Genomic DNA, 25328 nt, shown 5'->3' on the forward strand with positions numbered 1-25328 from the left:
GTCCTTTAAACCGGCATCTGCATGATGTCTTGGTAGGCCTGAACCAGTTTGTTGCGCACCTGGGTCAATGCCTGGAAGGACACGCTGGCTTTCTGCGATGAGATCATCACGTCTGTAAGATCGACGCCGCTTTTGCCGATTTCGAACGCACTGGCCAACTGCGTGGAAGCCTGTTGGGTGTCGTTCACTTTATTGACGGCCTGACCGAGCATGTCGGAAAAGCTGCTGCCCGACACTTCAGGAACGGCAGTCGATTTCGGCGCAGACATGGCATCCATTTGCATGGCGCGCATATCCAGCATCAACCGATTGAATTCAATACCTTGGCTCATGGTTTCTCTCTTTGACGACCCGCAATTTTTTGACACTCACTCAGCGGGTCATGAGGTGTTAGCAACAAGGGTGCCAGCTCCATGGCCTTGTTTCACAAAAGCCCTTCTCATCGCCGCTAGCCACTGCAGGAGCGAGCTTGCTCGCGATGAACTGAAGAACGCCGCGTTTATCCTGACGCCCCGCATTATCGTTAACGACCATCGCGAGCAGAGCTCGCTCCTACAGGAACAGGATCAGGTGGCGAACAGATAGGCTTCCACATCCATGCCGGCATCGCGCATTTGCGCCAGCTTGTAGCGCAGGGTCCGCGGGCTGATACCCAGGCGCTCGGCCGCCTCTTTGCGACGACCGCGTTCGGCGCGCAGGGTATCGATGATCATCTGGAATTCTCGGCGACGCAGATCATCGCCCAGCGCACCGGCCGACTCGGCCTCGACTTCCACAGGACGCACCGGCGCCTGCGCCAACGCTGGCAGTGGCGCACAAGCCACCGGCCCGGCCAGGCAGAAATCCTGCGGCTGGATCAAGCCACCCTGCTGCAGAATCAACGCACGCTGAATCGCGTTGTCCAGCTCACGCACGTTACCCGGCCACGGATAAGCGATCAGGCACGCCTTGGCCTCGGGGGACAATCTGGCCGGTGAATGCTTCATTTTATTGACGTGTCTGGCCAGCAGACGCTCGGCCAGCGGCAGGATGTCGGCGGTGCGCTCGCGCAACGGACGCCAGGCCAGGGGAAACACCGACAGGCGATAGTAAAGGTCTTCGCGGAAGCGCCCCGCCGCCACCTCACCCGCAAGGTCACGATTGGTGGTGGCGACCACGCGAATGTCCAGCGTGATCGGCTTGCGCGCCCCAACCCTTTCGACCTCACGCTCTTGCAGTACGCGCAGTAGTTTGGCCTGGAGCCCCAGGGGCATTTCGGAAATTTCGTCGAGCAGAATGGTGCCGCCGTCGGCCTGCTCGAACTTGCCGGCTTGCGCGGCAATGGCACCGGTGAAGGAGCCCTTCTCGTGCCCGAACAAGGTCGCTTCGAGCATGTTGTCCGGGATCGCCGCACAGTTGATCGCAATAAATGGCTGATTGGCGCGATGAGAATGCTGATGGATGTAGCGCGCCAGCACTTCCTTGCCCGTGCCCGACTCACCCGAGATCAACACCGTGGAATCGCTGCGTGCGACCCGCGCTGCCAATTCGAGCAACTGCGCGCTCGCCGGCTCGAATGCTATCGGCCCTTCACCCTCAGCCAGGCCGAGACTGCCCAGGGCATGACGCCCCACCAGATCGAGCAACGCCCTGGGCTCGAAAGGTTTGACCAGATAGTCCACCGCACCTTGGCGCATCGCATCGACCGCACGCTCGACCGCGCCGTGAGCCGTCATCAGCAACACCGGCAATTGCGGCTGCCGCGCTCGCAACAGGCCCAGCAACTGGTGGCCGTCCATACCCGGCATGTTGACGTCGCTGATCACCAGGCTGAAGGCCTCGCCGCCGACGGCAAACAACGCCTCCTCTGCCGAACCCACCGCCTTGTAATCGTGCCCCGCGAGCAATAGCGTATCGGCCAGCGCCTCGCGCAACGCACGGTCGTCCTCGACCAGCAGAACCTTGATACCCATCTGTGTCACTCCGCTCCTTGAGCGCTGCTGAACAACGGCAGGATAACCTGCGCGCAAGTGCCGCGACCGAGTCGCGAGCGCAACTGCAATTGTCCCTGATGAGCACGCGCCACTGCCTTGACCACGGTCAGGCCAAGACCTGTACCGGTGGCCTTGGTGGTAAAAAAGGGTTCGCCCAATCGCGCCAGAACGGCGGCATCGATACCGGAGCCACTGTCGCTGACGCACAGGCGCAGGTAATTGCCGCGGGTGTAGAGGTGAATCTTGAGGCGCAATGGACCGGCACTGGACTGAATGGCGTTCTCGATCAGATTGAGGATCGCACCGACCAGGGTGTCGCGATTGCACAGCAACTCCCCCGAATGACTGTCGCACTGCCAGCGGATCGGCAGATCCTGAACGTGGGTCAGCGCCGCCGCTTGCAACGATTGCATCAGCTGACCGGGCGTCACGCGGTCAGTCAGCGGCAACTCGCCCCGGGCGAAAACCAGCATGTCGCGCACCTGGTGCTCCAGCTCGTGCAGGCGCTCCTTGAGGCGCCCGGCAAAGCGCTGCTGGGTAGCGACCGGTAGCTCTTGCTCGGTCAAATGACTGGCATACAGCAACGCGGCGGACAACGGCGTGCGTATCTGATGCGCCAACGAAGCAACCATGCGCCCCAGCGACGACAGCCGCTCATGTCGGGCCAGTTGATCCTGCAGGTGACGGGTTTCAGTCAGGTCGTTGAGCAACACCAACTGGCCAGGCTCGGCGTCCAGCGAGCGCGTGGCGATCGACAGGCGCCGACCATCCTTGAGGGAGACTTCATGACCATCGTCTTCGCGCGGCGCAAAACAGCGGGCAATGACGTGGCGCCACAATTCACCTTCCAGCGGCAACCCCAGCAACTCGCACGCCGCCGGATTGGCTTCGCGCACGATGCCCTGGGCGTCAATGACGATGACTCCGCCGGGTAAGAGATCAAGGAGGTTTTGCAGGCGGTTGGCCAGGCGTTCTTTTTCCGCCAGCTCCTGCATGCGCTGGGCACTGACCACTGCCAATTCACCCTTGAGCTCGGTTACCCGGGCTTCAAGCATGCTGTAGGAGTCGGTCAACTGACTGGACATCTGGTTGAACAGCGAAAATGCCTGCTCAAGGCCAAGCCGGCTCGCCAGCTCTACGGACGACGGTTGTCCCGAAGCATCAAGGACAGGAGACATCTGGGCGGCTTGGGGCATCGTGCAATCTCGCTTGGCTGACCGTCAGTGAAACGGAACGTTGCGAGGGACGTAGCAATACCCGTGCCTAAAAAAAACTTCTTATAAATGAACGAGTTGAAAAAACAGGCGTCAATCATCCGCCTGCTCGTCTCCATCACGACGGCTCATGCCGTACTTGCGCATCTTTTCCACCAGCGTGGTACGACGAATACGCAGGCGCTCGGCCGCGCGCGCCACAATGCCGTTGGCATCATCCAGCGCCTGCTGGATCAGCCCCTGCTCCAGACCACCGAGATAGTCCTTCAGGTCCAGACCTTCCGGAGGCAACATGGCATTGGCGGTAAAGTCCTGGGTATGGCCGTTGATGGCCACGCGCTCTTCCAGATCGCTGCGCAGGCTGTCGACCATTTGCTCGTCTTCATCGTCGACGTAGCGGAATTTCTTCGGCAACTCGACCACGCCGATCACGCCGTATGGATGCATGATCGCCATGCGCTCCACCAGGTTGGCCAATTCGCGGACGTTGCCCGGCCATCCATGACGACACAGCGACATGATGGCCGCCGAGTTGAAACGGATCGAACCGCGCTTCTCGTGCTCCATGCGCGAGATCAGCTCGTTCATCAGCAGGGGAATGTCTTCGACGCGCTCACGCAGCGGCGCCATCTCGATCGGGAACACATTCAGGCGATAGTACAGGTCTTCGCGGAAGGTGCCGATCTCGATCATGCTTTCGAGATTCTTGTGGGTCGCCGCGATGATGCGCACGTCGACGCTCTGGGTCTTGTTGCTGCCCACGCGCTCGAAGGTGCGCTCCTGCAACACGCGCAACAACTTGACCTGCATCGGCAGCGGCATGTCACCGATTTCATCGAGGAACAGAGTGCCGCCGTTGGCCAGCTCGAATCGACCGGCGCGACTGGTGATCGCCCCGGTGAAGGCGCCCTTCTCATGGCCGAACAATTCGCTTTCCAGCAACTCGGCCGGGATCGCCCCGCAGTTGACCGGCACGAACGGCGCTTCGCGGCGCTTGGAATGGTAATGCAGGTTGCGCGCAACCACTTCTTTGCCGGTGCCGGACTCACCGAGGATCAGCACACTGGCATCGGTGTCGGCGACTTGCTGCATCATCTGGCGGACGTGTTGAATCGCCCGGCTGGTGCCGACAAGACTGCGGAAAAGATTGGGTTCGCGATGACGACCGCGCTCGCGGGCCTGGTCGTACATCTCGCGATAGACCTGGGCACGGTGCAGCGAATCGAGCAATTTGCTATAGCTGGGCGGCATTTCGAGGGTCGAAAGCACTCGCCGACGCTGGTCTTCCGGCAGGTCAATGGAAGAATTTTCGCCCATCAGCAAAACCGGAAGGAACTCATCCCAGGTCGAGAGTGTCTTAAGCAAGCCCAGAAGTGCACCAGGAGCATTGACCGTCCCGATAAGGACACAGATTACTTCACGACTTGACGACAAAGAGCCGACAGCCTGCTGCCAGTCATGGCTACCGCAGGGTAAATTTTCTTCGCCGAGAAAATTCAAAATCACCGCCAGGTCGCGGCGGCGGACGCTATCGTCATCAATCAGCAGAATTTTGGTTTCACGCCACATGCAATAGCAACTTCCCTAGTCAACTCAATGCCCAAATGCTGGGGCAAGCTAGACGCTTGCAGGCCTTGTATGCCTGAAGACGACTGAAATCTGGAACCAGCCACTAGTTAAGTCAAAAAACCGTTCACAGTCAAATTTATGGCGCGATTTGCCTGGATTAAGCAGATATTAATTAACCAAACAGATGGTAAACCTTTGCGGCACTCGTCGCCTGTTTGATCTGCGACATCTCATCAACAATTACCTGACGCTCGCCCATCGTCACCGTCAATAAATCCTTGTACACCGCCAGCAGGCTCTCCAGATGGGTGCGCAGCACTTCTTCGTCGATGGGTGCTTCGCTGAGCACCTCGTCGACGCACTCGCGGCAGGCTGAATCCAGTTCGCCGATTGCATCCCAGTTACGTTCGGCCAGCGCATCGATCAGCGCTTCGCGGGTTTGTTCGATCCGTTGCAGTGCTTGGCTCATGGCATCACCCTCAGACCTTCAGGCCTATTGCGGCGCAATCGCGTCCCAACCACTTTTCAACGTGGTCAGCAGGCGGACGACTTCGTCGATCATTTCTGGATCGCTGCTGACGTTTGCCTTCAGCAGTTGGGAGTTCATGTACTCATACAAACTGTCCAGTTGCTGAATCGCGGCCGGATCTTCTGCCTTCTCTTCATGCAGGCCCTGGCGCAGGCCTGTGATGATGTCGATTGCCTTGGTGATCATCAGGCACTTTTGCGCGATATCACCGCGAGCGATCGCACCTTTGGCTTGAGCCAGACGATCAAGGCCGCCTTCATACAGCATCTGGATCAGACGATGAGGGCTGGCCTCGGAGATCTGCGCGTGGGAATTGACCTTCTGGTACGCACGAAGGGCTTTCATTGGATTCATGTTACTACCTCGTTACCGGCCGCAGTCGGACATTTCTCTATATCAAGTTTGTCGACTGCGTCACGTAAAACTTTAATCCGTGCCCACAGACCCATGTCACCACCCACCATTAATCCGATTTCGGATTATTCAGCGAGTTGAGGGTGGTCATGATGCTGGAGCTGCTGGCGTTGAGCTGGGCGATCAGAGTGTCCATCGCCGTGTACTTGGCGGACAAGGTTTTCTGCAAGCTCTCCATCCGCCGATCCAGATCTGCCTGCTGGGTGGTGAGGTCGGTCAACTTTTCGTTGAGGTCTGTCACCCGGCCAGCCAGCGAGCCGGTCGTACCGACATACGAGGCAGTCGCCTTGGTCATGCGAGTCACCAGGCCAGTATCACCGGTAAACATCTTGGCAATATCACTGGCACCCTTGACCACAGCCTTGTCCCATACCTTGTCATCCAGGCTCAGCAGACCGGTTTTCTGGTCGGTGGTAATGCCCATCTGTGCCAGGCTGCTCATGGCGCCCGAGCCCGAACTGTTCACCAGCTCGCTACGCAGATTGTTGACCAGCTGACGCATCGAGGCATCACCGGTCAAGGCGCCCGCGGTGGTGGTCGATGCGTCGCCGGTGGCGGTGACCTTGGTCTGGGTATTGATGCTGGTCATCAGCGCGTTATAGGCCGTGACGAAGGACTGGACCGAGGTTTTCAGCGTGTCGGTGTTGCTCGACACGGTGATAGTGACTGGTTTGTCCTTGTCCTTGGCCAACAGATCCAGAGTCACGCCGCTGATGGCGGAAGTGACTTTGTTGCTGGTGGACTCCATCGCGATACCGTCGATGGTGTATTTGGCATTTTGCGCTGGCGCCCCCTTGTCATAACCCTGGGTCAGTTCCGAGTCACCACTGAGAGTGATATCGGTGTCCACGCCCGTGGTATTCGAGCCAATCACCAGACGCGCGCCATTCGAATCGCTCAAGACGTTGGCACTGATGCCCTGGGCCGAGAGCTGGGTGTTGATCGACTCACGCACTTCCTGCAGGGTCGCACCACCAGGCACCAGCACGTCGTAGCTCTTGCCTGACTGGTTGATGGTCAAGGTCTGGGCTTCATCGGTGGAGTTGGCAGAACCCGAAGCCCCACCCGCGAACACCTTGCTGGTGACTTTCGACGACGTCGCCAGCTCGTTGACGACCACCACGTACTTGCCGCTGGAGGCGCCATCACCCAGGGTGACTTTGACATTTTTATCTTCGGACGAAGTAGCAGCCAGGCCGTTGAACGCGGCCACGTTGTTCAACTTGGCGATTGCCGCCTGGTAAGCTTCCAGCGCACCCTTCACCGAGCCGACAGCCGACAATTTGATGGTCGTGTCTTTTTGCTGATCGGTAATCTGGGCTTGTTTAGGCGCCTTTTCAGCCCCTACCAATGCCTTGACGATGGCTTGGGTGTCGTAGCCCGAACCCGGGCCGGAAATCGTTGAACTCGCCATGGGTGTTCTCCTTGTCCTGTGGCTGCCGCTTTATTGGCGAATACTGCCGTAGCGGCAGTCAGAAACACATTTCATGCCAGCTCAGGCCTTGGAATCGAACAACAGGCTGCTGACATCACTCAGATTTTGCGCAAGCTTGAGCGCCGTCTCCGACGGAATCTGTCGGATCACTTCGCCACTTTCGGTGGCAACCACCTTGACCACGACTATGCCGGTCGAGTCATCGATGGAGAAATCGAGGTTGCGCTGGGTCGATTGAACGAACTCGCGAATATCGGTTACAGCCTTTTCCAGTGCTACTCGCTGGGACTCGTCAGCCACAGCCGGTTCTTGCTTGACCGGGGGCTGCGCCTGAGGTGTAGAAGAGCTGCCGACCTGGGTTGTGCCAGCAGGGTAATGCGCGTTCAGCTTAATGCTCATATCCATGTCATCACCTCCAAACTGAAAAAAACGAAAGGGCACGTAAACGCGCCCTTCCGTTATTCAACCGATACCGAGATTACTGAAGCAGCTTCAGAACAGCGGATGGCAGCTGGTTAGCCTGGGACAGGATCGCGGTGGAAGCCTGTTGCAGGGTTTGTTGCTTGGTCAGCTCAGCCGCTTCAGAAGCGAAGTCAGCGTCTTCTACACGGCCTTTAGCGGCGGTGGAGTTCTGCGAAATGCTCTGCAGGTTGGCTACGGTGCTGGCGAAACGGTTTTGTACCGCACCCAGCTGGGAGCGCTGGCTGTCGATCTGCTGCAGGGCGCCGTCGAGAGCTTGAACTGCTTGCTGAGAAGCAGCATTGGTCAGGATGCTCAGGTCGGAAACGGTGGTTTCCATGGTAACTGCAGCCTTGGTACCAGCAGCGGAAACAGTGGTCAGCCCCAGTGCGGCCAGACCAGTGCCCGCGCTACCGTCCTTGACTGTGATGTCTTTGTCTGCAAACAGGTTCAGGGTGCCGTCAGCGTTTTTGCTGGCGTTCACGCCGGTGCTGGCGCTGTTGATCGACGCAACGATCGCGTCGCTGGTGTCGCCTTTCTTGAATTTAACTTCTACGCCGTTCAGGTCGATGGAAGTATCAGCAGTCAGCTTAGCCTGGGAAGTGCCAGCCGACAGACCCAGCTGGGACAGCGAGCCGCTAGCGGTGTTGGCCAGCTTGATGTCTTCACCGTCACCCGAGGTCACTTTCACACGGCCGTCAACGATAGCGGCTGTAGCGCCTGTGCCTGCCTGTGCAGCAATAGCGCCCAGGACAGTTCCCAGTGTGTCGGTTGCCGCCCACGATACTGCCGCGCCATTTACCGTGATACCACCAACAGCATCCATGGTGGTCGCGTTTGTTTTAGTAACCGCAGTAGTCGGAGCCGCTGTCAAGCCCAGGCTGGCCAAACCATTAGTGGCAGCGCCGTTAGAAGAAGCAGCAAGAGTAAAGTCCGACTTCGACGTCAAGGTCAAGACACCGCCAGCACCGGCAGTCGCTGTAACGCCGGTAAGGGCAGTTTTTGCGTTGATTGCGGCCAAACCATCCGCACCTGCAGGAGCACCAATAGCAGCACCAGTCAGAGTGATCTCCACACCATTGATACTGAACGCGTCGGTAGCAAGAGTGGCAGTGTTCGCTGCACCTGTTACGGTAGCTTTTTTATCCAGAACCGAGCCAGTTGCAGTGGCGCTCAAACCCGCCAAAGCAGTGCTGTTGACGCTTGCTTCGCTGTAGGTACCCTTCAGGCCAGTGGCGCTGATGTCGGTCATGCCGAACGAAATGGTTTCGTTGGCGTTTGCACCGATCTGGAAGCCTACGTTGCTGAACGAACCGTCCAGCAGGTTACGACCACCGAAAGTGGTGGTGTTGGAAATACGGGTCAGCTCACCCACCTTGGCGGTGAATTCCTGCTGCAGGGAAACACGGTCAGCGTCGCTTTTATCACCGTTCGCAGACTGCAGGGCCAGCTCACGCAGACGTTGCAGCAGGTTGGTGGATTCTTGCATCGCGCCTTCAGCGGTCTGCGCGATCGATACACCGTTGTTGGCGTTGGCGATTGCAACGTTCAAGCCTTTGACCTGGTTGCCCAGACGGTTGGCGATCTGCATGCCAGCTGCGTCGTCTTTAGCGCTGTTGATTTTCAGGCCGGAAGACAGACGGTTCATCGAGTTGCTCAGGGCATCGGAAGCCTTGTTCAGGTTTTTCTGAACGCCCAGGGAGGTGATGTTGGTATTAACAGATAAAGCCATGACGAATTCCTCGTTGGTTGGGTACTGCGGCTTCCGGCCCTGGCAACCGCCGGGTATGGCCTAGAGAACCTTCGTAATAGTTATCGTCGTGAACGCAGGTTGCTTGAGGGCTTTTTTGAATATTTTTACTAGCACCGTGCCACCCCTTGAATTTCAAGGCTTTAGTTCACCACCCCCAGAATGCAAAAACGCCCATGACCTTTCGGCCATGGGCGTTTTTTTGGCGTTATTAAACTGGCGCGTCAGGGTCGATGGATCAGTGCCGAGCCCCAGGACAGGCCCACACCGAAACCACTGATTGCCACACGCTTCCAGCTGGAGTCGAACATGTGTTTTTCCAGCAGCAACGGAATGCTCGACGACACGGTGTTACCGGTCTCGACCATGTCCTTGATGAACTTCTCCGGCTCGTTTTCAAAGCGGCGCGCCACTGCATCGACGATGGCCGCACTGCCCTGGTGAATGCAGAAGGCATCGATGTCCTGAGACTTGAGGCCGGACTCATCGAGCAATTCGTGCAAATGCGCTGGCACTTTGAGCAAGGCAAAGTTGAACACCTGACGTCCATTCATGAAAAACACACCATCGGTCACCTTCAAGTGCGGTGCGCCAGAACCGTCAGTGCCGAATTTGGCCTTGCCCAGTTGCCAGACAGCGTCCTCACCCATCCAGGTAGCCGTGGCGGCATCACCGAACAACATGGTGGTATTGCGGTCTTCCGGGTCGACGATTTTCGAATAGGGGTCTGCGGTGATCAGCAGGCCATTTTTTAGCCCTGCCGCCTCCATGAAGCCTTTGATCGCATAAATACCGTAAACGTAACCGGAACAACCCAGGGAGATGTCGAAAGCGGCGACGTTGGTCGACAGGCCGAGCTTGTCCTGGACGATGGCCGAGGTGTGCGGCAAGCCCTCTTCATCACCGTTCTGGGTGACGACGATCAGCACGTCGATGGATTGACGGTCGAGCTGTGGGTTGTTGGCGAACAGCGCATTGGCCGCTTCGACACACAGGTCGGAGGTTTCCTGTTCAGCGTCCTTGCGCGGCAGGAACGCCGAACCGATCTTCCCGAGGATGAATTCTTCATCCTTCTCGAACTTCGCGCCTTGAGCATAGTTATCCAGCCCGCTCGCTGGCACGTAGCTGGCAATGCTTTTTATGCCAATCATTGTGGCTTCCCAATACAAAATAGCTGGAGATCACCGCTCGCAAGACCGAGAGGTACGACAATACTGGATTTCACCGAGCGAAAAAAATACGGCACAGACGCTCCAGAAACCCTGAAAATACGCCCGACAAGGGTCACCCCCCTGCCCATCCTTTTTGACACAATACAGTGAAGATGCGCTTTATGACTCGCAGGTCACGCATTATGCGTGGCTTGCGGCAAACTTCCAGCCACAAACAAGCGCTCAACCGCCTGAAGGATGACGAAAAATACACCAGTGAGTGAGTCGAAAAACAAATTACAGACAGGCGAGGCGTTGCCGGCATCATGGATACCGGCAATCGAAGGGGATCAAAGCTTGTTGAACAGGCTCAACTGGGCAATCTTCACGAATGCCAGTTGCGAGGCTTGCAACAACGATTGCTGAAAAGCCAGGTCAATGGAGGCCGTCGCTACATCGGTGTTACCAATAGCGGCCTGAGTACTGCTATTCGACAGCCCCAGACTGATGTTTTCAGAGGTCTGGATATCAACCGAGTTCAGACGTGCGCCTATCGCTCCGCGCACTGTCAGAACCTGTTCGCTGGCATTGGCCAGGTTGCTGACGGCCGAATTCAGTGCATCCTTGAGTTTGATCTGCGCCAGGTCGTTGCCATCGGAAGGCGTTTCCAGCGTCTGACGCAACTGACTCAATGTGTCGAGAGCACTCTGGGTTTGATGGCTGCTGGCACCCACCACGAACTGATCATCCGGCCCGGGGGCGCCAGTAAAATCGAGCTTCACGCCCGCTACCGTGATCGATCCCCCTGCATACAGACCATCGGCGATCGGCTTGCTGTCTGCACCCATAGGCTGGGCATACACTTTGTAATTGGTGGCGTCGGTAAATTTTATGACCACGCCACTGTTGGGGAATCCGCTGACGTAGGCGGCCTGGTCAGTCACACCAGAACCCGTGATCTGAGCCGTCGAGCCATTGCTCGGGGTCCGGGAAGCATTGAAGGTGTCGGGCTTGGTGCCCAATGAGAAAATATGGTCCTTGACCTCTGCGTCGGGCGTCATCGGCAGGTTGGTCACCGGATCGACAGGCGCCTTGAGTCGCAGAGTGATATCGAACTCCACACCGCGCAGACTGATGGTCGAACCACCTTCTTTCTTCGAATCGAAAGTACCGTTACCGGACACCTCGGCAGTGACGTCATTACCGTCCTTATCCGCGATGGTGTAGTGCGTACTGTCCACGAACTTCAGCTCGTAGGGCTCTCCGGCAGCAAAGTCCTTGGTGTACGCCGCGCTCGACTTCAACAACCCTGCCGATACCGAAACAGTCCCGTCGTCAGGTTTCGACGGATCGAGTACGGCCTGGGTACGCCCAGAGTTGATCGCCGATTCGAGGACACTTTTACCGGTGTCATTGGTGGCGATGGACAAGGTATCCGACACCTGCAGGCTCAACTGGGTATCGTCACCCTGATAAGTGTAGGTGCCGTCGTTGTTGCGTACGTATGGCGGCGTCGAGGTTTTCGAGCCAGAAAACATGTAGTTGCCTGCCGAATCCTTGCTGTTGAGCAAACTCAACACGTTGGCTTCAATTTCACCCAACTCTTCGGCAATCGACTGGCGGTCGGCGTCGCTCTTGCTGCCGTCACCGGCACTCAGGGCCAACTCGCGAGCACGCTGCAGCGCCGTGTTGACGCCATCGAGCACGCTCTCTTCGTTCATCAGCGAATTCTTGATACTGCCCATGTTGTTGCTGTACTGCCCCAACATCTCCTTCTGCTGCTGCAACATCAGCAACTGCGCAGCACCCACAGGATCATCACCGGCACTCTGGATCCGCACGCCCGACGTGATCTGCTCCTGAGTCTTGACGATCGAGGAGAAATTACTCTGGTACTTGGCCGCACTCGTCTCAAAGTACTGGGCTGTAGAAATTCGCATCGTCGAAGACTCCCTTAAAGACTGTTGATCAGCGTGCTGAACGTTTCTTGCGCGGCCTTGATGATCTGCGACGACGCGGTGTAGTACTGCTGGAACTTGACCAGGTCGGCGGCCTCATCGTCCAGGTTGACCTGGGAGACCGAGGCAACCTCGGATTTGGCCCGAGCCAGAATCGCTCCACTGGCCGTGGTGTCACCCAGGGCCTGGCTAGCCTTGGCGCCCACCTGCTCGACCAGACGACTGTAAGCGGTGGTCATGCTCATGCCGGCGTTGCCACCGGTGACACCTACCGTTGCCTTGGTTTGCAGCGCCAACAGTTCGTTGGCGTTGCGGTTGTCTTTCTTGCCATCCACGTTAAACGCGACTTCGTACTTGTCATTCTTCGACGGCGACCCACTGACCGTCGTGTTGAACGAAAACGACTTGCCGGCGACCGGTGCGCCCGCCATGTCAAGCATCGGCACGTTGATGGTCAGGTCATTGCTTTGGCCAGGCACGATGGTGCCCGTGCCAATGCTCTGCCCTTTCGAGTTGAACACTTCATAGGCTTGACTCCCACCCACCGCCTCTTTGAAGGTCAGCGTCACCGGCATGGAGTTTTTGATGCCGGCTTGCAGGTCGGCCAGATCGGCACCGCCGTAGATATCCATCGGAATCGACAACGTCGGCGCGCTCAATGCACCGGTTCCGCCGTTGCTCGTACTGCTGGTCGCAACCAGCGGGCCAGCAAAGGCCAGTTTGTTCGAGTCGGTCATCTGGGTCGTGATGGAACCCGCTGCGTTGCGAGTCGGCATCACCTTGAACGAGTCGCCCGCCTGGAGGCCACCGCCGTTCAGACCCAGTTTGAAGCCATCGATCTCTGCCGCCGGGGACAGGTCGAAAGAACCCATGTCCTTGCCGTCGGAACGCTTGACCGTGTACTTGTCGGCCGCGGTGAAGGTCACCGCGTAATCGAAGGTGGTCAGCGCGCTGGAATTGGTGATGGTGACGTCGAGATTGCCCGAGCCGGTGCTATTGCTCGACGCCCCCACGCTGCGCTGGCTGATCGCAGTTGCACTGTTGATATTGGAGAATAGCGACGCACCAAACTCGCCATTGGCATCGAGCCCCTGACCCAACTGGCTATTGATCTTGTCGGCGACCACCAGGGCTGTGCGCCCCAGGTCATTCATCGCTGGAACCAGCACGTCATCGCGATAACGCAGCAGACCACCGATCTTGCCACCGCTGATGACGGAGGTGACGTCAATGACCGAAGACGGCATGTTGACCACGACACTCAGCTGGCTCTTGTCGATTCCCATTCGGGCAGTCGAGAGGGTGTTCGACGTGTTGCCCAATACCAACGGCTGGCCATTCCCCAGGGAAACGTTGTAACTGCCGCTTTGTTCCTGGACCGTAACACCGACCAATTCGTTTAGCGTACGGACGGCTTCATTGCGTGCATCGAGCAAGTTGCTCGGGCCGCTGCCGGATGGGCTGCTGGCTTGGGAGATCTGCTGGTTCAACAAGGCAATCGATGAGGTCAACTGATTGACCTTCTCGGTCATCGTCGTCAACTGACTATTGATGCCTTCGTTCTGCTGCCGCATTTGCGACGCCAGGGCGTTGAAACGATTGCTTAAGGTTTGCGCATTGGTCAGCAGCAGTTGCCGGGCAGCCGTGTCGCTCGGCGTACCGGCGGACGTCTGAACCGACGAGAAAAAGCTGCTCAACACCGCACTGATCCCCGTGGTCTTGTCGGAGAAGAGTTTGTCGAGCGGGCTCACCTGCTCGAGGTAGGCGTTGGCATCACTGCTCAGCGATGTGGCGGTTTGCAACTGGTTGTCGAGATAGGCGTTATAGACCCGACGCACATCGGACAGGGTTGTACCGCTGCCGATAAACACACCGCCATACAGGTTCGACGCATTGCTGGTCTGGGTAGTTTGCTGGCGTGAGTAGCCCGCGGTGTTGGCATTGGCAATGTTGTTGCCGACGGTAGCCAACGACACTTGGCTGGCGTTGAGACCCGACATTCCGATGTTGAGCAAACTCATGGTTCAAACCTTATAAATTCGTTGAAACGCCCGCCGCAGCGTAGTTCTGGTAACTCGTCATCTGCTTGGCTATCTGCGAAATCTTGCTCGCGTAGTTCGGATCGGTTGCGTAACCGGCCTTCTGCAACTCGCGTACAAACTGTTCCGGGTTATCGGCCGACTTCACGACATCTTGATAGCGATTGTTCGATTGCAGCAGCGTTACAAGGTCGTGGAAGCTGTCCTTGTAGGAGTCGTAGGAGCGGAACTGCGCCGTCTCCTTGACCATCTGCCCGTTCCTGAATTCGCTGGTGATCGCCCGCGCCGAATTGCCCTGCCAACTATTGCCGGCCTTGATGCCGAACAGGTTGTGGCTGCTGCTGCCGTCCTGAGCACGCATGACCGACTTGCCCCAGCCGGTTTCCAGGGCCGCCTGCGCCACCAGGTAACGCGGATCGACACCAATGCGGGCCGCCGCTTCCTTGGCCATCGGCAACATGGTGTTGACGAACTGGTCGGCGGAACCGAAGGCTTTCTTCGCCGGCGCCAGCGGAATCTGCGCCATGGCGCGACCGTAGATCTGCATACCGCCACCGGAGGTTTGCTGCGCGTTGGCCAGCCAGTCGCCGTTATACAAAGGACCGGTGCCAGTGCTTGTCGCGCGCTCAGGCAACGGTGTCTTGTTGATCGTCGTGGCTGCGGCCGTCGCCGAAGGCACCAGCCCGGCCAACAGACGATCAGCCAGCTTCGGCGGCAACGCCAGGCGTCGCTGATTGATCAGAGCCATGTCATTGCGATGACCACCCTCGCCCGCCTCTTGCGGCGCATGGACCGATCGCGAAGCCCACAATGGACGCTGGCCATTGACCCGCGACAGCGGCCCATTGACCGCAACCGTGCCCGCCGCCACCGGCGTTTGCACGGCGGCCTTGGCAGCCTCTTGCCTGGCCAGCGATGCAGCAGCGGCCTCGCCCGGCGCCAATGGCTTGTTCTTCGACATCTGGCGCATCAGCACGTCCGCCAGACCGATACCACCGCCCTCGCGGGACATGGAAACGGCCAGTTGCTGGTCGTACATTTCCTGGTACTGCTTGGCCGCCGGCGTGTTCATCGGATTGTCCTGTCCCAGCGCTTCGGTTGCCGAGCGCATGGACTTGAGCATCTCACCGAGGAACAGCGATTCGAACTCCTGCGCCACCTTGCGCATGTTGCCGTCGCTGTTCTTGTCGCCGACCTTGAGCTGATTCAGGCGATTGAGGTCCGAATAGGAGCCCGAATCGCTGCTGCTGACCAGACCGCTCTTGCGCATATCCACGATGGCCGTCCTCAGATCACGATCAGATCGGCTTGCAGAGCGCCGGCCTGCTTCAGCGCTTCGAGGATGGCCATCAAGTCACCCGGTGCCGCGCCAACCTGGTTCACCGCCCGCACGATCTCGTCGAGGGTGGTACCAGGGCCGAACTTGAACATCGGCTTGGCTTCCTGCTGGGCGTTGACCTTCGAACGCGGCACCACCGCCGTCGTGCCATTGGACAGAGGGCCGGGCTGACTGACGATCGGGTCTTCGGTAATGGTCACGGTCAGGCTGCCATGGGTCACTGCGGCCGGGGAAACCTTGACGTTCTGGCCGATCACGATGGTGCCGGTACGGGAGTTGATGATGACTTTCGCGACTGCCTGGCCCGGATCGACTTCGAGGTTTTCCAGGATCGACAGGTAGTCGACGCGCTGGCTCGGATCGAGCGGCGCGGTGACGCGAATCGACCCGCCGTCGATGGCCTGGGCCACGCCAGGACCGAGCATGTTGTTGATCTTGTCGACGATGCGCTTGGCGGTGGTGAAGTCGGAACGGTTGAGGTTCAGCGTCAGGCTGTTGCCCTGGTTGAAACCGCTCGGCACCGCGCGCTCCACCGATGCACCACCGGGGATGCGACCGGCCGACGGAACGTTGACGGTAATCTTCGAGCCGTCTCGCCCTTCCGCGTCGAAACCGCCGACCACCAGGTTGCCTTGGGCCACCGCATAGACGTTGCCATCGATACCCTTGAGTGGCGTCAGCAGCAAGGTGCCGCCACGCAAACTCTTGGAGTTACCGATGGACGAAACGGTGATATCGACCTGCTGACCCGGCTTGGCGAACGCCGGCAAATCGGCACTGATCGACACCGCCGCGACGTTCTTCAACTGCACGTTGCCCGAACCCGGCGGCACCTTGATGCCGAACTGCGAGAGCATGTTGTTGAAGGTCTGCAGGGTGAACGGGGTCTGCGTCGTCTGGTCGCCGGTGCCGTTCAGCCCGACGACCAGGCCGTAGCCGATCAATTGGTTGGAACGCACGCCGGAAATGCTGGCGATGTCCTTCAGGCGCTCGGCTTGAACGTTGAACGCTGCGGACATCAGGAACGCAGCCATCATGAGACTTCTGAAATTCAACGTAGCCACCTAGAAAGGGAACAGCGGGCTGAGGAAGAAACGGTCGAACCAGCCTGGCTGACTCGCATCGGCAAACGAACCGGTGCCCGAGTAGGTAATGCGCGCATCGGCGACACGGGTCGACGGCACGGTGTTGTCGGTGGCGATGTCATCGGCGCGAACCAGGCCGGCAATCCGCACCAGCTCGTCACCGGTGTTGAGGGTCATCCACTTCTCGCCGCGTACCGCAATAATGCCGTTGGGCAACACATCGGCGACGGTGACAGTGATCGAACCGGTCAGGGTGTTGCCCTGAGCCGCCTTGCTGTCCCCCTTGGTCGCGCGGTCACCTTCGTAGCTGGCACTCAGGCTCAGGTCGCCATCGCTGAACGGGTTGTTGGTGGTGGCGCTGCTGCCGAACAGCGAACTCAGGCCGATGTTGGCCTTGCTGTTCTTGCCAATTTGCGAGTTGGCGTTTTTGCTGGCCTGGGTCCTTTCGTTCAGGGTGATGGTGATGATGTCACCGACCCGGAACGCCTTGCGGTCGCTGTAGAGGTTCTGTTCGAAACCGGCCTGATAGATCGAGCCATTGTTCGCGGCCGCCGGCAACGGCGTGCGCGGCAACACCGGAGCGTAGTAAGGGTCATTGGGCTTGGGCGTCGCAGGCACGCAACCTGCGAGCGCGGTGATCCCACTCAGTGCCAGAACAGATACATAGCGATTCATGACCCTACCTCACGGTGTTGCAGGCGGCCCAATGGCCACCACATAGACTTGATTACAGATTCTGCGTTACGAACGAGAGCATCTGGTCGGCGGTGGAGATCACCTTGGAGTTCATCTCGTAGGCGCGCTGGGTGGTGATCATGTTGACCATCTCCTCAACGGTGCTGACGTTGGACGTTTCCAGGGTGTTCTGCAGCGTGGAGCCGAAACCGTTCAGGCCCGGAGTGCCGACTTGCGGCGCGCCACTGGCGGCGGTTTCCAGGAACAGGTTGTTGCCCACCGCCTGCAGGCCAGCCGGGTTGATGAAGTCGGCGGTTTGCAAGTTGCCGATCACCTGGGCTGCCGGGTTGCCGGCAACGGTGATGGACACGGTGCCGTCGCGGCCGACCGTGAAGGTCTGCGCTTCGTTCGGAATGACAATGGCCGGCTCCAGGGCAAAGCCGCTGGCGTTGACGATCTGGCCGTTGGAGTCCAGGTGGAACGTACCGTCACGAGTGTAGGACGTGGTGCCGTCCGGTTGCAGGATCTGGAAGAAACCACGGCCGTCGATGGCCATGTCCAGCGGCTGCTCGGTGGTTTGCAGGCTGCCGGCGGTGAAGTTTTTCTGGGTACCGACGATGCGCACACCGGTACCCAGTTGCAGACCCGACGGCAGTTCGCTGTCCTGGGTCGACTGGGCGCCTGGCTGGCGCTTGATCTGGTAGAGCAGGTCCTGGAACTCGGCGCGGTCACGTTTGAAACCCGTGGTCGACACGTTGGCCAGGTTGTTGGAAATGGTGGTCAGGTTGGTGTCCTGGGCGGACAGACCTGTCTTGGCAACCCATAGAGCCGGAAGCATTCGATTCTCCTCGTGCGCCTGTTTTACGGCGCGACGTTCTGGTAATTAGCTGATCTGCAAGACCCGAGCCATGGCCTGGTCATCGTCTTTGGCGGTGTTCATCATCTTGATGTGCAGCTCGAACTGCTTGGCCAGGGCCAGAACGGAGGTCATCTCCTCCACGGCATTGACGTTGCTCGATTCGAGGAACCCGGACACCAGCTTGACGTTGGCATCGGCCTGCGCAGGCGCGCCGTCCTTGGTGTGGATCGAACCATCCAGGCCCTTGGTCATGTTCTTGAAGTCCGGGTTGACCAGCTTGATGCGATCGACTTCCGCCATCACCCGGGGACCTTCGCCCATCGCGCGGATGCTGATGGTGCCGTCCTCGCCGACTTCGATCTGCTGCTCCGGCGGCACGGCAATCGGCCCGCCATTGCCCATGACCGGCATGCCGTTGCCGGCGCGCAGCACGCCCAGGGCGTCAACATTCAGGCTGCCGGTGCGCACGTAGCTTTCACCGCCATCGGGATTCTGTACGGCAATCCAGCCGTTGCCTTGCACGGCAACGTCGAGGTCGCGGCCGGTTTCCACCAGTGAGCCAGGGGAGAAATCCGTGGCCGGGCGTTCGGACATGGCAAACGCACGCGCCGGAAAGCTGTCACCGAACACCGGCATCGAACGGGCCTGTTCCAGGTCTTTCTGGAAGCCGTTGGTGGAGATGTTCGCGAGGTTGTTGGCATGAGCCTTTTGCGCCAGTGCATTCTGGCTGGCGCCGGTCATTGCCACATAAAGGTACTTGTCCACACTCTTTCCTCTGCCTGCCGGACGTTTGCCGCCCACTGCTGTGTTGCGCAGGTTGTAGCAATTTGCAGACCAACTTGCGCGCAGCGGCTCCAACCCCCTTTAAACAAGGGGCTGGAGGCTAATCAGAAGGGAATCGAACGATGTATCGAAGACGAAAAACCGGCGCGGTTATGCCGCTTGGCGGCAATGCCGTGAAAAGCCGGCTACCAACCTTTCACGCCGCTCATGTCGGGCAATTTGTGGGCAATGCCTTTATGGCAATCGATACAGGTCGCCTGGCCACTGGCCAAGGAGGTGGAGTGCATGTTGGCGGCGCGTTTACCCTGGCGTGTGAAGTCCATGAACTCGAAGTTATGGCAGTTGCGACACTCCCGGGAATCGTTGGCCTTGAGCCGTGCCCACTCGTGTTCGGCCAGCTCCCGGCGCATGCCCAGAAACTTGTCCCGGGTACTGATCGTGCCGAACAGCTTGCCCCAGACCTCCTTGGAAGCCTGCATCTTGCGGGCGATCTTGTGCGTCCACTCGTGGGGGACGTGACAGTCCGGGCACGTGGCGCGCACGCCCGAACGGTTGGTGTAGTGAATGGTTTCCTGCAACTCGACAAAAACGTTGTCGCGCATTTCATGGCAGGACGTGCAGAACTTCTCGGTGTTGGTCGCTTCCAGCGCGGTGTTGAACCCACCCCAGAAAATCACCCCGGCGATAAACCCGCCGAGGGTCAGGAAACCCAGGCTGTAATGCACACTGGGCCGACGCAGCACACCCCAATAATCCTTGAGCAAGGCAAGCAAAGATTTCATGGCCTTTCCTCAAGGTTTCGGCTGGTGGTTGATTTCGTCTTGCAAGACCTGGTCGATGTTCTTGAAGCTGTTGCTCACCAGTGGCTTCACATCCTTTTGCGGCACGTGACACTGGTTGCAGAAGTATCGGCGCGGCGACACCGCCGCCAATGCCTGGCCGTCGCGGTCCATGTAGTGAGTGATGCTGATCATCGGCGCCTGGGTACGCGCACTGTTGGCGCGACTGTGGCAGGTCAGGCACTTGTTGCTGTTCATGTCGATGGCATACCCGCGAATGCTGTGGGGTATGGTGGGCGGTTGATCGGGGTAATTGCGCTCACGCTTGAGGTCCTTGTTCTCGTCTTCGGCAATGGGCGGTGCCGGCAGCTCCTGGGTCAGGGTCCCGCCGACTCGCCGCCCATCCGGTGCCGGCGCATCCAGTGGGTAACCGGGTTCTGCCGCAAATGTCGCGGGCAGCCACATCAGCAGCATGACAAGCAAGGACAGCGAACGAAAATTCATGAAAGCTCTCCTTATGCCGTCTTGATCAACTCAATCCTGATCGCGCATTTCTTGTAATCGGTCTGTTTGGAGATCGGGTCCGTCGCATCAAGCGTGACTTTGTTGATCAGCTTGTTGGCATCGAAAAACGGCACGAACACCAGGCCCTGGGGCGGCTTGTTGCGCCCCCGGGTTTCAATCCGCGCACGCATCTCGCCGCGCCGACTGATCAGCTTTACTTCGCTGCCACGCCGGGCATTCAAGGCCTTGGCATCGGCCGGGTGCATGTAGACCAGTGCATCGGGGACCGCTTTATAGAGTTCTTCGACACGCTGGGTCATAGTCCCGGTGTGCCAATGTTCAAGCACCCGACCGGTGCTCAACCAGAACGGGAAGTCCGCGTCCGGGGCTTCCGCAGGAGGCTCGTAAGGCAGCGCGAAGATGATTGCCTTCTTATCGGGGTAGCCGTAGAACTGCACGCCACTGCCCTTCTCGACATACGGATCGTAACCTTCGCGGAAGCGCCAAAGCGTTTCCTTGCCTTCGACGACAGGCCAGCGCAAACCGCGCTCGGAGTGATAACGATCAAAGGGTGCCAAGTCATGACCATGTCCACGGCCGAACTGGGCATATTCTTCGAACAGGCCTTTTTGCAGGTAGAAACCGAAATCCCGGGCTTCGTCGTTCTGATAGCCCGCCGCCATTTGTTCAACAGGGAACTGATCGACCTGGCCATTCTTGAACAGCACCTCATACAGGGTCTTGCCCTTGTATTGCGGTGAGCCGTCCAACAGTTCCTGCGGCCAGACCTCGTCGGTTTTAAAGCGCTTGGAAAACTCGACCAATTGCCAAAGGTCCGACTTGGCGTCACCCGGCGCCGAGACCAGTTGATGCCAGAACTGCGTACGCCGCTCCGCGTTGCCGTAAGCGCCCTCTTTCTCGACCCACATCGCCGTCGGCAAAATCAGATCGGCCGCCTGTGCCGAGACGGTGGGATACACATCCGACACCACCACGAAGTTCTCGGGGTTACGCCACCCCGGCAGTACTTCCTGCATGATGTTGGGCCCGGCCTGCATGTTGTTGCTGGCCATCGTCCAATACACATTGAGCACGCCGTCCTTGAGCATGCGACTCTGCTGCACGGCATGGAACCCGACCTTTTCCTTGATGGTGCCCGCCGGGAGCTTCCAGATTTTTTCCGCAGTGGCGCGGTGCGCCGGATTGGTGACCACCAGGTCGGCCGGCAAACGATGGGAGAACGTGCCCACTTCACGTGCCGTCCCGCAGGCCGAAGGCTGGCCCGTCAGGGAGAAAGGACTGTTGCCCGGCTCGCTGATCTTCCCGGTCAGCAGGTGAATGTTGTAGATCAGGTTGTTGGCCCACACACCCCGGGTGTGCTGGTTGAATCCCATGGTCCAGAACGAAACCACCTTGCGCTTGGGGTCGGCGTACAGTTCGGCCAATGCCTTGAGGCGCTCGGCCGGCACACCGGTTTCTTTCGCGGTGCGCTCAAGGGTGTAGGGTTTTACAAAAGCGGCGAATTGCTCGAAGTCGATGTCGGTCCAGGTGTTCGCCTTGTCGGCATTTTTGGCTTTCATTTCCAGCGGATTATCGGCACGCAAACCGTAACCTATGTCATCCGTGCCTTTTGCGAACTTGGTGTGTTTGCTGACGAAGTCCTTGTTGACCGAACCGCTTTCGATGATGTGATTGGCGATGTAGTTGAGAATGAGCAGGTCCGTCTGCGGCTTGAACACCATCGGAATGTCGGCCAGTTCAAAACTGCGATGTTCGAAAGTAGAGAGCACGGCCACTTTCACATTCGGCTGGCTTAAACGGCGATCGGTGACCCGACTCCACAGAATCGGATGCATTTCCGCCATGTTCGAACCCCACAAGACGAATGCATCGGTGACTTCGATATCGTCATAACAGCCCATTGGCTCATCGATACCGAACGTGCGCATAAAGCCCATGACCGCCGAGGCCATGCAATGGCGTGCATTGGGATCGATGTTGTTCGAGCGAAACCCCGCCTTCATCAATTTGTTGGCCGCGTACCCTTCCCAGATCGTCCACTGTCCGGAACCGAACATGGCGATAGACTCCCCGCCCTTGTTCTTCAGCGCCTCCTTGTACTTCAACTCCATCACATCGAACGCCTGTTTCCAGGACACCGGGTGAAACTCGCCTTGTTTGTCATATTGCCCATTGGTCATGCGCAACAGCGGCTGAGTCAGCCGATCAACGCCGTACATGATCTTGGACAAAAAGTAGCCTTTGACACAGTTCAACCCGCGATTGACCTCGGCTTTTACGTCGCCGTGAGTTGCAACAACCCTGTTGTCCTTGGTCGCCACCATGACGCTGCAACCGGTGCCGCAAAAACGACAGGGCGCCTTGTTCCAGTCCAGGGCGACCATGTCTTGTTCGGTAATCAGGTTGCTGGCAGAGGTAAACACCGGGAGGCCCGCAGCCGCTGCCGCGATCCCGGCAGCCTGGACTTTGACAAACTCTCGCCGCGTCATAGGCATGTGCTTTCTCCCGTTACATCGAGAATCTCGTGATAAACCAGGGCGGCATTGAGCACGCCTGGCAAGCGATTGATCTGATCGATTCGCTGAAGAATCTGGCTTTCGTGATCGGTTTCCAGCACAACTACCAGTTTGCCGGCAGGGCTTTCCTGATGAAGTTCAACGCCCTTGAGCAAACGCAAGTTGGCTTTCACCGCCTCGAACAGGGCCGGACGGGCATGTACTACCAGACTGGCAATGTGCAGCGTCTTTCCCATGTCCCGTACTCCCTGCTGAATTAGAGATAGATGGCGATCAGTTGGGAGGGCCTGGCGGCCCGAGGAGCATTTGCAGGAACCAGACAAAAAAACCGTAACCACCGACTATCGCCACCGATAACAGTGGAAACAGAACAATGATCAGGAAATAGAAGAGGCGAGTTTCTTTGCGAACTCGCTGGGTAGAGTCATCCATTGATGGCATGGTCAGCACTCCTGCCAAACTTTGAGAGGAGCCTAGATGGCTTCCTCTATAAGTTCCATGATTCAGATCAATAGCAGAAGCTTTAGCGCTTTAAATGCGAACTTACAGCACTGGACAAATATTGACACTCGAGAAGAGTTATTATTTGAGTGAGTTTTTAACGCTCCAGTTTGCCTATTTCATATTCACGCAACTTGTTGGCAATCGTTGTGTGGGAAACACCCAGTCGCTTGCCGAGCAATCGGCTGCTGGCATGTTCCGAATAAAGCCGTTCCAGTACCGCCTTCTCGAAACGCCCGACGATCTCGTCCAACCCACCCTCCAGCGAGAAATCGCCAAGGGGCTGACGCACGCCATAATCCGGCAGACGAATATGCTCGGCCTTGACCGTGCCGCCGTCGCATAGGGAAACCGCCTGGAACAGCACGTTCTCCAGTTGCCGCACGTTACCCGGCCAATGGTAATGGCTGAGCCGCTCCATGGCCGCCGGCGCCAGCTTTGGCAACGAGCAGCCGATCTGCCGACTGGCCTGATCGAGGAAGTGCTCCACCAGCGGCGTCAAACCGTCGAGGCATTCGCGCAACGGCGGGATGTGCAGCGACAACACATTCAAGCGGTGGTAGAGGTCCTGGCGGAACTCACCGCGAGCGCACAATTCGGACAGGTCGACCTGGGTCGCGCAGATCACTCGCACGTCGAGGTAGACCTCTTCATCACTGCCCACACGACGGAAGCAACCGTCCTGCAAAAAACGCAGCAATTTCACCTGCAAACGCGGGCTCATTTCCCCGACGCCATCGAGAAACAGCGTGCCGCCCGCCGTCAGCTCCAGCAGCCCGAGCTTGCCTTCGGCCCGCGCCCCTTCAAAGGCGCCCGGGCCGTAACCGAACAGTTCCGTCTCGGCCATGGACTCCGGCAGACCGGCGCAATTGAGCGCCATCAACGGCGATTGCCCTCGAGGGCTGGCCAAGTGGCAAGCCCGCGCCAGCAACTCTTTGCCGGTGCCGGTTTCCCCTTCGATCAACAGCGGTGCATCCAATGGCGCCATGCGTCGCGCTTCGCGCACCACGGCGGCCATGACTTTCGAGCTTTGGAAGATGCTGTCGAAGCCGCGCAACTCCTGCTTGCGCACGTTGTAGATGCGCTCGCCCACCCGGTCGGCGCGGTGCAATGTCAGCACCGCACCGGCCATGGCCTCGCTGTCGTCATGCTCCGATTGCAGCGGCGCGATGTCGGCCAGGAACACATCCCCCTTGACCTTGACCCGCAGCCCATTGATCCGCGACTTGTTGGCGCGCACCAGTTCCGGCAAATCGAAATCCTCGGCGTACCGCGACAGGGGAATCCCCGGCACCTCGTCGACGCGCACCCCGAGCAACTGCGCCGCCGCACGGTTGGCCGCGACAATGGAACCGCCCATGTCGATCGACAGCACCGGAAACTCCAGCGCACCGAGCAGTGCATTGAGTTCCATGTGCCGACGCTCGCTGGGCATCAGCCCTACACGCTTGACGCCAAAGACCCCGGCAATCGCTTCGAATTTCGGACGCAAGGCCTGGAACTGAATGTTGATCAGGTTTGGGCAATGCAGGTAGATGGCATTGCCATGCTCCCCCCCCACCTCACCGCGGGCCACGTTGATCCCGTACTCCACCAACAGGTTGAGAATGTCGCGCAGGATGCCGATGCGGTTCTGGCAGTGGACTTTGATACGCATATAAAGACCCGAAAATGCAGTGATTGAGGTTGAGGTCCTGTGGGAGCGGGCTTGCTCGCGAAAGCGTCGGCATAGCCAACATTGATGTATCAGACAGACCGCTTTCGCGAGCAAGCCC

At 58.6% G+C, this 25328-nt stretch carries 23 protein-coding genes; all 23 read right to left on the reverse strand.

Annotated features, from left to right (window positions below; translation table 11 throughout):
- Window positions 1–5 precede the first annotated feature (5 nt).
- The 23 genes from fliE to KGB20_RS11360 all read right to left on the reverse strand — a co-directional run bounded on the left by fliE (window position 6) and on the right by KGB20_RS11360 (window position 25210).
- Window positions 6–332, reverse strand: coding sequence for a flagellar hook-basal body complex protein FliE (fliE, locus tag KGB20_RS11250; RefSeq protein ID WP_057715889.1), 327 nt, complete (start codon window positions 330–332; stop codon window positions 6–8).
- 234 nt (window positions 333–566) lie between these two features.
- Window positions 567–1952 carry a sigma-54-dependent transcriptional regulator gene (locus KGB20_RS11255; protein WP_223532267.1) on the reverse strand — a complete coding sequence of 462 codons (1386 nt, stop codon included), beginning with the start codon at window positions 1950–1952 and terminating at the stop codon, window positions 567–569.
- A gap of 5 nt (window positions 1953–1957) precedes the next feature.
- On the reverse strand, window positions 1958–3151 hold the full coding sequence (locus tag KGB20_RS11260; RefSeq protein ID WP_223532288.1) for a sensor histidine kinase: 1194 nt from the start codon (window positions 3149–3151) through the stop codon (window positions 1958–1960).
- A gap of 129 nt (window positions 3152–3280) precedes the next feature.
- The gene (locus KGB20_RS11265) at window positions 3281–4756 is read right to left on the reverse strand and encodes a sigma-54 dependent transcriptional regulator (RefSeq protein ID WP_150813413.1); all 1476 of its coding nucleotides are present in this window, start codon (window positions 4754–4756) and stop codon (window positions 3281–3283) included.
- Between the two features lie 172 nt (window positions 4757–4928).
- Window positions 4929–5225 carry a flagellar protein FliT gene (gene fliT / locus KGB20_RS11270; protein ID WP_223532269.1) on the reverse strand — a complete coding sequence of 99 codons (297 nt, stop codon included), beginning with the start codon at window positions 5223–5225 and terminating at the stop codon, window positions 4929–4931.
- Between the two features lie 24 nt (window positions 5226–5249).
- Window positions 5250–5639: a flagellar export chaperone FliS gene (gene fliS, locus KGB20_RS11275; RefSeq protein WP_223532271.1), complete on the reverse strand. Its 390-nt coding sequence runs from the start codon at window positions 5637–5639 to the stop codon at window positions 5250–5252.
- A gap of 109 nt (window positions 5640–5748) precedes the next feature.
- Window positions 5749–7113: a flagellar filament capping protein FliD gene (gene fliD, locus KGB20_RS11280; RefSeq protein WP_223532272.1), complete on the reverse strand. Its 1365-nt coding sequence runs from the start codon at window positions 7111–7113 to the stop codon at window positions 5749–5751.
- An 81-nt stretch (window positions 7114–7194) separates the two neighbouring features.
- Window positions 7195–7539, reverse strand: coding sequence for a flagellar protein FlaG (locus KGB20_RS11285; RefSeq protein ID WP_223532274.1), 345 nt, complete (start codon window positions 7537–7539; stop codon window positions 7195–7197).
- Window positions 7540–7612: 73 nt separating this feature from the next.
- Window positions 7613–9325 carry a flagellin gene (locus tag KGB20_RS11290; protein ID WP_223532276.1) on the reverse strand — a complete coding sequence of 571 codons (1713 nt, stop codon included), beginning with the start codon at window positions 9323–9325 and terminating at the stop codon, window positions 7613–7615.
- Between the two features lie 242 nt (window positions 9326–9567).
- The gene (locus KGB20_RS11295; protein ID WP_223532278.1) at window positions 9568–10494 is read right to left on the reverse strand and encodes a ketoacyl-ACP synthase III; all 927 of its coding nucleotides are present in this window, start codon (window positions 10492–10494) and stop codon (window positions 9568–9570) included.
- A 350-nt stretch (window positions 10495–10844) separates the two neighbouring features.
- The gene (locus KGB20_RS11300; protein ID WP_223532280.1) at window positions 10845–12434 is read right to left on the reverse strand and encodes a flagellar hook-associated protein 3; all 1590 of its coding nucleotides are present in this window, start codon (window positions 12432–12434) and stop codon (window positions 10845–10847) included.
- 14 nt (window positions 12435–12448) lie between these two features.
- A complete protein-coding gene (gene flgK, locus KGB20_RS11305) occupies window positions 12449–14473 on the reverse strand; it encodes a flagellar hook-associated protein FlgK (RefSeq protein WP_223532282.1) in 2025 nt (674 codons plus the stop codon).
- Between the two features lie 10 nt (window positions 14474–14483).
- On the reverse strand, window positions 14484–15767 hold the full coding sequence (gene flgJ / locus KGB20_RS11310; protein ID WP_154860767.1) for a flagellar assembly peptidoglycan hydrolase FlgJ: 1284 nt from the start codon (window positions 15765–15767) through the stop codon (window positions 14484–14486).
- An 11-nt stretch (window positions 15768–15778) separates the two neighbouring features.
- Window positions 15779–16867 (reverse strand): flagellar basal body P-ring protein FlgI, encoded by a 1089-nt coding sequence (locus KGB20_RS11315; protein ID WP_057715914.1) that lies wholly within the window; start codon window positions 16865–16867, stop codon window positions 15779–15781.
- Window positions 16868–16894: 27 nt separating this feature from the next.
- Window positions 16895–17590 (reverse strand): flagellar basal body L-ring protein FlgH, encoded by a 696-nt coding sequence (gene flgH, locus KGB20_RS11320; RefSeq protein WP_057715915.1) that lies wholly within the window; start codon window positions 17588–17590, stop codon window positions 16895–16897.
- Window positions 17591–17642: 52 nt separating this feature from the next.
- Entirely contained in the window at window positions 17643–18428 is a 786-nt protein-coding gene (gene flgG, locus KGB20_RS11325) for a flagellar basal-body rod protein FlgG (protein WP_056721513.1), read from the reverse strand.
- A 45-nt stretch (window positions 18429–18473) separates the two neighbouring features.
- The gene (locus KGB20_RS11330; protein ID WP_154910924.1) at window positions 18474–19214 is read right to left on the reverse strand and encodes a flagellar basal body rod protein FlgF; all 741 of its coding nucleotides are present in this window, start codon (window positions 19212–19214) and stop codon (window positions 18474–18476) included.
- Window positions 19215–19417: 203 nt separating this feature from the next.
- Window positions 19418–20014 carry a cytochrome c3 family protein gene (locus tag KGB20_RS11335; protein WP_085723386.1) on the reverse strand — a complete coding sequence of 199 codons (597 nt, stop codon included), beginning with the start codon at window positions 20012–20014 and terminating at the stop codon, window positions 19418–19420.
- A 9-nt stretch (window positions 20015–20023) separates the two neighbouring features.
- On the reverse strand, window positions 20024–20485 hold the full coding sequence (locus tag KGB20_RS11340) for a nitrate reductase cytochrome c-type subunit (RefSeq protein ID WP_371319448.1): 462 nt from the start codon (window positions 20483–20485) through the stop codon (window positions 20024–20026).
- 41 nt (window positions 20486–20526) lie between these two features.
- Window positions 20527–23031 carry a nitrate reductase catalytic subunit NapA gene (gene napA / locus KGB20_RS11345; protein WP_223532284.1) on the reverse strand — a complete coding sequence of 835 codons (2505 nt, stop codon included), beginning with the start codon at window positions 23029–23031 and terminating at the stop codon, window positions 20527–20529.
- A complete protein-coding gene (locus KGB20_RS11350) occupies window positions 23022–23288 on the reverse strand; it encodes a chaperone NapD (RefSeq protein WP_057715921.1) in 267 nt (88 codons plus the stop codon). The genes napA and KGB20_RS11350 overlap by 10 nt, the downstream gene beginning before the upstream one ends.
- A gap of 37 nt (window positions 23289–23325) precedes the next feature.
- A complete protein-coding gene (locus KGB20_RS11355; protein WP_173677902.1) occupies window positions 23326–23493 on the reverse strand; it encodes a periplasmic nitrate reductase, NapE protein in 168 nt (55 codons plus the stop codon).
- Between the two features lie 157 nt (window positions 23494–23650).
- The gene (locus KGB20_RS11360; RefSeq protein ID WP_057715922.1) at window positions 23651–25210 is read right to left on the reverse strand and encodes a sigma-54-dependent transcriptional regulator; all 1560 of its coding nucleotides are present in this window, start codon (window positions 25208–25210) and stop codon (window positions 23651–23653) included.
- Window positions 25211–25328: the final 118 nt, after the last annotated feature.

It is taken from the genome of Pseudomonas sp. BF-R-30, from assembly GCF_019956175.1.
Lineage (GTDB): Bacteria > Pseudomonadota > Gammaproteobacteria > Pseudomonadales > Pseudomonadaceae > Aquipseudomonas > Aquipseudomonas jessenii.

What these genes read in the sequence shown, in the direction of transcription:
- fliE (WP_057715889.1), bottom strand. Translation starts at nt 332, where the DNA reads ATGAGCCAAGGTATTGAATTCAATCGGTTGATGCTGGATATGCGCGCC.
- KGB20_RS11255 (WP_223532267.1), bottom strand. Translation starts at nt 1,952, where the DNA reads ATGGGTATCAAGGTTCTGCTGGTCGAGGACGACCGTGCGTTGCGCGAG.
- KGB20_RS11260 (WP_223532288.1), bottom strand. Translation starts at nt 3,151, where the DNA reads ATGTCTCCTGTCCTTGATGCTTCGGGACAACCGTCGTCCGTAGAGCTG.
- KGB20_RS11265 (WP_150813413.1), bottom strand. Translation starts at nt 4,756, where the DNA reads ATGTGGCGTGAAACCAAAATTCTGCTGATTGATGACGATAGCGTCCGC.
- fliT (WP_223532269.1), bottom strand. Translation starts at nt 5,225, where the DNA reads ATGAGCCAAGCACTGCAACGGATCGAACAAACCCGCGAAGCGCTGATC.
- fliS (WP_223532271.1), bottom strand. Translation starts at nt 5,639, where the DNA reads ATGAATCCAATGAAAGCCCTTCGTGCGTACCAGAAGGTCAATTCCCAC.
- fliD (WP_223532272.1), bottom strand. Translation starts at nt 7,113, where the DNA reads ATGGCGAGTTCAACGATTTCCGGCCCGGGTTCGGGCTACGACACCCAA.
- KGB20_RS11285 (WP_223532274.1), bottom strand. Translation starts at nt 7,539, where the DNA reads ATGGATATGAGCATTAAGCTGAACGCGCATTACCCTGCTGGCACAACC.
- KGB20_RS11290 (WP_223532276.1), bottom strand. Translation starts at nt 9,325, where the DNA reads ATGGCTTTATCTGTTAATACCAACATCACCTCCCTGGGCGTTCAGAAA.
- KGB20_RS11295 (WP_223532278.1), bottom strand. Translation starts at nt 10,494, where the DNA reads ATGATTGGCATAAAAAGCATTGCCAGCTACGTGCCAGCGAGCGGGCTG.
- KGB20_RS11300 (WP_223532280.1), bottom strand. Translation starts at nt 12,434, where the DNA reads ATGCGAATTTCTACAGCCCAGTACTTTGAGACGAGTGCGGCCAAGTAC.
- flgK (WP_223532282.1), bottom strand. Translation starts at nt 14,473, where the DNA reads ATGAGTTTGCTCAACATCGGAATGTCGGGTCTCAACGCCAGCCAAGTG.
- KGB20_RS11315 (WP_057715914.1), bottom strand. Translation starts at nt 16,867, where the DNA reads ATGATGGCTGCGTTCCTGATGTCCGCAGCGTTCAACGTTCAAGCCGAG.
- flgH (WP_057715915.1), bottom strand. Translation starts at nt 17,590, where the DNA reads ATGAATCGCTATGTATCTGTTCTGGCACTGAGTGGGATCACCGCGCTC.
- flgG (WP_056721513.1), bottom strand. Translation starts at nt 18,428, where the DNA reads ATGCTTCCGGCTCTATGGGTTGCCAAGACAGGTCTGTCCGCCCAGGAC.
- KGB20_RS11335 (WP_085723386.1), bottom strand. Translation starts at nt 20,014, where the DNA reads ATGAAATCTTTGCTTGCCTTGCTCAAGGATTATTGGGGTGTGCTGCGT.
- KGB20_RS11340 (WP_371319448.1), bottom strand. Translation starts at nt 20,485, where the DNA reads ATGCTGCTGATGTGGCTGCCCGCGACATTTGCGGCAGAACCCGGTTAC.
- napA (WP_223532284.1), bottom strand. Translation starts at nt 23,031, where the DNA reads ATGCCTATGACGCGGCGAGAGTTTGTCAAAGTCCAGGCTGCCGGGATC.
- KGB20_RS11350 (WP_057715921.1), bottom strand. Translation starts at nt 23,288, where the DNA reads ATGGGAAAGACGCTGCACATTGCCAGTCTGGTAGTACATGCCCGTCCG.
- KGB20_RS11355 (WP_173677902.1), bottom strand. Translation starts at nt 23,493, where the DNA reads ATGCCATCAATGGATGACTCTACCCAGCGAGTTCGCAAAGAAACTCGC.
- KGB20_RS11360 (WP_057715922.1), bottom strand. Translation starts at nt 25,210, where the DNA reads ATGCGTATCAAAGTCCACTGCCAGAACCGCATCGGCATCCTGCGCGAC.